We start from the raw sequence: 5,340 nt of genomic DNA, 5'->3' as shown, positions 1-5,340 counted from the left end.
CGCCCGGTCATCATGCCGATGGCCCAGGCAGCGGTCGAGGAGGACGGCCAGCCCATCGCCGAGGAGCAGCTCGAGCAGATCAAGGGCATGGCCTCGGGCATGGAGAACGTCACCTGGTTCTTCGGCCAGGTCCTCTTTGTCGGCGGCTCCGGCGGCCTGCTCGTCCAGTCCACCCTCGCCAACCTCGGCTATAACGTCGAGCTCATCGACCTCGCCGCGACCGAGGTGCCCATCGCCATCATCGCGACGCTCGTCACCATCGTCTACTACCAGATCATCGACAAGAAGCTCATGCGCAAGTACCACTCCGGCGCCGCCGCTTCCGCAAAGGCAGGTGAGAAGTAATGAACGCCTTCGTCACCTTCTTCACGAGCGCCGACGTCACGCTCTCCAACAAGCTGCTCGAGGTCGTCTACATCCTCATCGGCCTCGTCTGCATCTACACCGGCGTGCTCAACGCCAAGGACCCGACCAACGAGAAGCGCCCCGGTTCCGCCGCGTTCTGGTGCATCCTTGGCGTGCTGCTCGTCCTCGGCAAGTGGATCCCCGACTATATCGCGGGCGCCCTTCTTGTCGCCATGTGCATCCCGCCCATCGTCAAGCAGGTCGACAAGGGCAAGGAAGGCGCCCCCACGGTCGCCGAGATGGAGGGCAACTTCAAGAAGATCGGCATGAAGATCTTTGCCCCGTCGCTCGCCATCGGCGTCTTTGCGCTGATCTTCGCCCTCTTCACCAAGATCAGCTCGCTCGTCGGCCTCACCTTCGGCGTCGTCGTCGGCGGCATCCTGCTTATGGTGTTCTCGCGCGACAACAACCCGAAGGTGTTCATGAGCGACTGCCGCCGCATGCTCGATACCGTGGGCCCGCTCTCGATGCTCCCGACGCTGCTCGCCGGCCTGGGCGCGGTCTTCACCGCTGCCGGCGTGGGCGACGTCATCTCGCAGCTCGTCAGCGGCATCATCCCGGACGGCAACGTCGTCATGGGCATCATCGTCTACGCCATCGGCATGGCCGTCTTCACGATGATCATGGGCAACGCCTACGGCGCCATCACCGTCATGACCGTCGGCATCGGCGCGCCGTTCGTGCTTTCGCTCGGCGCAGACCCGACCATCGTCGGCGCGCTCGCGCTCACCTGCGGCTTCTGCGGCACCCTCATGACGCCGATGGCCGCGAACTTCAACATCGTGCCCGTCGCCATCCTGGACATGAAGGACGAGTACGGCGTCATCAAGAAGCAGGTCCCGATCGCCCTCATCATGCTGGTCGTCCAGATCTGCTTCATGATCTTCTTTGCCCTGTAAAGGGTAGAATCAAGCTCGTGCAGCCAAGGAGGCGTCGTTCCCAGGTGGGCGCGGCGCCTCCGCGCGTTTGCGAGCGCCCGCAGGGGCGCGCCCTTCTTCACAACACTCGCAGAGAGGAATTGCCATGAAGATCCTGGTCACCGGTTTCCAGCCGTTCGGCGGCGAGAAGGTCAACCCCGCTTATGAGGCCGTCCGCCGCCTCCCGGCGCAGATCGCGGGCGCCGACATCGCTACCGTCGAGATCCCCGTCGTCTACAAGAAGGGCCCCGCCGCCGTCGAGGCCGCCATCGACGCCGAGAAGCCCGACATGGTGCTCTGCGTCGGCCAGGCCGGCGGCCGCGCCCAGATCACCCCCGAGTTCGTGGGCATCAACTACGCGAACTTCCGCATCCCCGACAACGAGGGCAACCAGCCCCTGGCCACCAAGCTCGAGGCCGACGGCCCCGACGCGTACTTTGCCACGCTGCCCGTCCAGGCCATGGCCGACGCTGCCCTCCAGCACGGCATTCCGGCCGGCGTGAGCTACACCGCGGGCACCTATTGCTGCAACGAGGTCCTCTACAGCCTCATGTACGCCCTCGACCACCGTCACCCGGGCGTGCGAGGCGGCTTCGTGCACGTGCCCTACCTCGACTCCCAGGCCGCGAACCTCAAGGCCGGCACGCCGTCGATGAGCCTCGAGCGCATCGTCGAGGGGCTTAGCGCCATGATCGCCGCGATGGTCGAGCACGAGGGTGAGGACATCGTCTCGGCCTCCGCCGGCTGCGAGCACTAGGGAACGCCTGTGGCGTCCAAGCTGAGCGTCGAGGTGGCGCCCCTCGAGCACGCGCGAGTGTTCAGGGGGCGCTCCCTTGTGACGGACGGGCAGAAGGTCTTCGAGGACGGGCCGAGGCTCGCCCGCGAGTTCGGCGGCGTCCGCAACGACATATCCGGGCGCGAGATGCCCGTGGTCTCCGCCGTCGTCGCGCACGACCCCGCCGAGGAGGGCGGACGCTTCCGCTACTTCATGGGCGACGAGGTGTGCCCGAGCGCGTCAAAGAGGCTCCAGGAGGGCTTTGAGGACCTTGTGCTGCCCGCGGGCACGCTGACCGCTGTGGTGCACGTGTCATTCCACCTGCAGGCCTTAGCGGCGCTCCACGTCGCCCGGGCGCGGCGAAGCTTCTATGAGGAATGGCTGCCCGGCAGCGGTTACGTGAGCGCGGCCGATGAGCTCGGCTTCCCGGACGTCGAGCTCTACCATTACCGCCGCCGGCGCTTCCGCCGCGCGAGGAAGATGGTCCTCGACCTTCTCTTCGTCATCCGGAGGGCGTAAAGGGGCGAGGCCGTAAAGCGGTAAGGCAGTAGAGCGGTAATCAAGGGGCGGGCACGGACTTCCGGCTTCATCCGGAGGCTCGTGCCCGCCCCTTTGCTAGGCGGCAGATGTCGTCGCGCCTCTTTTAGCCCAGGTGATGCTCCGGGACGACGCAGAAGACCTCGACCGGCTCGGTCTCGCTGGCGTTGAACATCGCGTGGCTGTGGCCTTCGGGGCAGTAGTGAGCGTTGCCGGCGCCCACGACCTCGTCGACGCCGTCGTAGTTGAAGCGCGCGGCGCCGCTGATCACGTAGATGATCTCGGCGTTCTTCTCGTGCAGGTGGTAGCCGGACGAGCAGCCGGGCTCCACGCGCCCGCGGATGATCTTGCACTTGCCGTCGTCGTGCATCTTTGCGTCGAAGTGGCCGTCGCCGCCCTTGAAGTTGGGGATAGAGGCGAACTCCTCGTGATCGAAATCAATGACCATCGCTTAGCTTCCTTTCTTGGAAAAATGACGAAAAGGGACAGTCCCTTTTCGTCATTTTCGGTCTACAGTGCGAGCGAGCGGGCGCGGTCGATGCGCGCGAGGCAGTCGTCGCGGCCGATGAGCGCCATGGTCTCGCCCAGGGGCGGAGAGACCATGTTTCCGCACTCGGCCACGCGCACGGCCTGGAAGACCAGGCGCTTCTTGAGGTCGAGGGCCTCGGGCAGCGGCTCGAGCACGGCGTCGACGGCCTCGGCGGTCCAGCCATCGGCCGGGATCGTCGCAAGCGCCTCGCGGGCGGCGTCGAGCACGGCGCCCATGCCCTCCTTGGCGAGGCCCTTGGCCACGGACTTCTCGTCGTACTCGAGAGTGCTCGCCGTCGCGAAGACGGGCGCGGCGACGGCCGCGGCGTCGACCGGGAACTTGGTACGGGGCTTCACGATGGCCGCGAGCGCGTCGATCCATGCCTCGTCGTATTCGACGCCGCCGGGGATGAGGCCTGCCTCGTGGAGCTCGGGGACCATGATCTTATCGGCGAACTCGGAGTCGGACATGGAGCGGATGTACTCCGCCTGGATCCAGTCGAGCTTCTTCGGGTCGAAGGTCGCGGGGTTCTTGGACACGTGGTCGAGGCTGAACTTTGAGGCCAGGACGTCGCGCGGGACGATGGTCGTCTCGCCGTCGAGGGACCAGCCAAGAAGCGCGAGGTAGTTGACGAAGGCGTCGGAGAGGTAACCTGCGTCGCGGTACTCCTCGACGTTGGTCGCGCCGTGGCGCTTCGAGAGCTTCTTTCCGTCGGCGCCCAAGATCATCGAGATGTGCGCGAATTCGGGCACAGGCGCGCCCAGGGCCTCGTAGACCATGACCTGGCGCGGGGTGTTCGAGAGGTGGTCATCGCCGCGGATGACGTGGGTGATGCCCATCATCGCGTCGTCGACGACGGTCGCGAAGTTGTAGGTCGGGGTGCCGTCGGAGCGGAAGATGACGAAGTCGTCGAGCTCCTTCGCGTTGAAGGTCACGTCGCCGTGGACCGCGTCGTGGACGACGACGTCGCCGCGGTCGAGGGGCACCTTGATGCGCAGGACGTAGGGCTCGCCCGCGTCGATGCGGCGCTTCGCCTCGGCGGGGTCGAGGTCGCGGCAGCGGCGCTGGTAACCCTGGAAGGGGTCTTTGCGCTCTTGGGCGGCCTTCTTGTCCGCGGCGAGCTGCTCGGGGGTGCAGAAGCAGGGGTATGCCTTGCCCTCGTCCCAGAGCTTCTGGGCGGCTTGGCGGTACAGGTCGAGGCGGTCGGTCTGCTTGTAGGGGCCGAAGTCGCCGCCGACTTCGGGGCCCTCGTCCCAGTCGAGGCCCAGCCAGCGCATGGCGCGCAGGATGATCTGGGTGTTCTCCTCGGTGGAGCGGGTGGGGTCGGTGTCGTCGATGCGCAGGATGAAGGTGCCGTGGTTGGCGCGGGCGAACGCCCAGTTGTAGATGGCCGTGCGCGCGCCGCCGACGTGAAGCTTGCCGGTGGGGGAGGGCGCGAAGCGGACGCGGACTTGCTTGTCTGACATGGGATCTCCTCAGGTCAGTGGTGCTGATTCACATACGCTATAAGTATACGGCCAGAATCCCCCGCCCTCGCCCGACATCTGGTGTCACCCAGTGTTTGGCTTAGGCTGTCTGGGCGCGGCGGAGGAAAGCGAGGGCGTTGCGATAGCAGAGCTTCTCGGTGATCTCGCGGCCAAAGCGGGCGACGAGCGCAGCTTGGAAAGAAGGCATCTTGTCCGCGCCGTCGAGGATGGCGGGCACGCTCGCCCCGTCGAGGTCGCCGCCGAGCGCGACCGCGTCCTCTCCGCCGAGGTCGAGCCAATGCTCGATGTGGGCCGCCACCTGCTCGAACGTGACGCCGGCGGCCTTCGGGCCCCAAGCGCCCTCGGCGATGAAGCCGGAGCAGTAGTTGAGCCCCGCGACCCCTCCCGCGTCCATGATCGCGCGGAACTGGTCGTCGGTGAGGTTGCGCGGGTGCCCGCAGACGGCGCGCGAGTTCGAGTGGGAGGCGCACAAGGGACGCGTGGCGTGGGCGAGGGCGTCGGCCGTGCACTCGTCGTTCAGGTGGCTTACGTCGAGCGCGACGCGCGAGCGCTCCATGAGCCCGAGCACCTCGGTGCCCTTCTTGCTCAGGTGCTCGTGCGAGTCGTGGCCGCTCGCGAGGGGGCCGGCCGCGTTCCAGCTGAGGGATGCCATGACGAGGCCGTCCGCGGCGAGCTGCTCGACGAGCCCGG

7 protein-coding genes are annotated in these 5,340 nt (G+C 66.7%); 4 read left to right on the top strand and 3 right to left on the bottom strand.

The features are described 5' to 3' along the window. From ACT84W_RS05830 to ACT84W_RS05815, 4 genes are all read left to right on the top strand, one after another. On the top strand, positions 1–345 hold a 345-nt coding region (locus tag ACT84W_RS05830; RefSeq protein ID WP_444328537.1), incomplete at its 5' end, for a 5-oxoproline transporter, DUF969 family subunit. Continuing rightward, positions 345–1,304: a DUF979 domain-containing protein gene (locus ACT84W_RS05825; RefSeq protein ID WP_444328536.1), complete on the top strand. Its 960-nt coding sequence runs from the start codon at positions 345–347 to the stop codon at positions 1,302–1,304. The genes ACT84W_RS05830 and ACT84W_RS05825, both read left to right, overlap by 1 nt. A gap of 124 nt (positions 1,305–1,428) precedes the next feature. After that, a complete protein-coding gene (gene pcp, locus ACT84W_RS05820) occupies positions 1,429–2,079 on the top strand; it encodes a pyroglutamyl-peptidase I (RefSeq protein WP_444328535.1) in 651 nt (216 codons plus the stop codon). A gap of 9 nt (positions 2,080–2,088) precedes the next feature. Next, positions 2,089–2,616 carry a GyrI-like domain-containing protein gene (locus tag ACT84W_RS05815; RefSeq protein ID WP_444328534.1) on the top strand — a complete coding sequence of 176 codons (528 nt, stop codon included), beginning with the start codon at positions 2,089–2,091 and terminating at the stop codon, positions 2,614–2,616. Positions 2,617–2,740: 124 nt separating this feature from the next. Here the strand turns inward: ACT84W_RS05815 and ACT84W_RS05810 are convergent, their stop codons facing one another. The 3 genes from ACT84W_RS05810 to ACT84W_RS05800 form a co-directional block, all read right to left on the bottom strand. Next, the gene (locus ACT84W_RS05810; protein ID WP_417575126.1) at positions 2,741–3,082 is read right to left on the bottom strand and encodes a cupin domain-containing protein; all 342 of its coding nucleotides are present in this window, start codon (positions 3,080–3,082) and stop codon (positions 2,741–2,743) included. 62 nt (positions 3,083–3,144) lie between these two features. After that, positions 3,145–4,629, bottom strand: a complete 1,485-nt coding sequence (gene gltX / locus ACT84W_RS05805) for a glutamate--tRNA ligase (protein WP_444328533.1) — start codon at positions 4,627–4,629, stop codon at positions 3,145–3,147. Positions 4,630–4,729: 100 nt separating this feature from the next. Next, a partial coding sequence (locus ACT84W_RS05800) for a dipeptidase (protein ID WP_444328532.1) occupies positions 4,730–5,340 on the bottom strand: 611 nt, incomplete at its 5' end.

The organism is Paratractidigestivibacter sp. (assembly GCF_052362415.1).
In the GTDB taxonomy this organism is placed as follows: Bacteria; Actinomycetota; Coriobacteriia; order Coriobacteriales; family Atopobiaceae; genus Paratractidigestivibacter.
The sequence above is the reverse complement of the archived record's forward strand: the minus strand, read 5'-3'. Positions and strand labels throughout refer to the sequence as shown.

Coding starts and splice junctions, on each gene's coding strand:
- gltX (WP_444328533.1), bottom strand. CDS start 4,629: ATGTCAGACAAGCAAGTCCGCGTCCGCTTCGCGCCCTCCCCCACCGGC.
- ACT84W_RS05810 (WP_417575126.1), bottom strand. CDS start 3,082: ATGGTCATTGATTTCGATCACGAGGAGTTCGCCTCTATCCCCAACTTC.
- pcp (WP_444328535.1), top strand. CDS start 1,429: ATGAAGATCCTGGTCACCGGTTTCCAGCCGTTCGGCGGCGAGAAGGTC.
- ACT84W_RS05825 (WP_444328536.1), top strand. CDS start 345: ATGAACGCCTTCGTCACCTTCTTCACGAGCGCCGACGTCACGCTCTCC.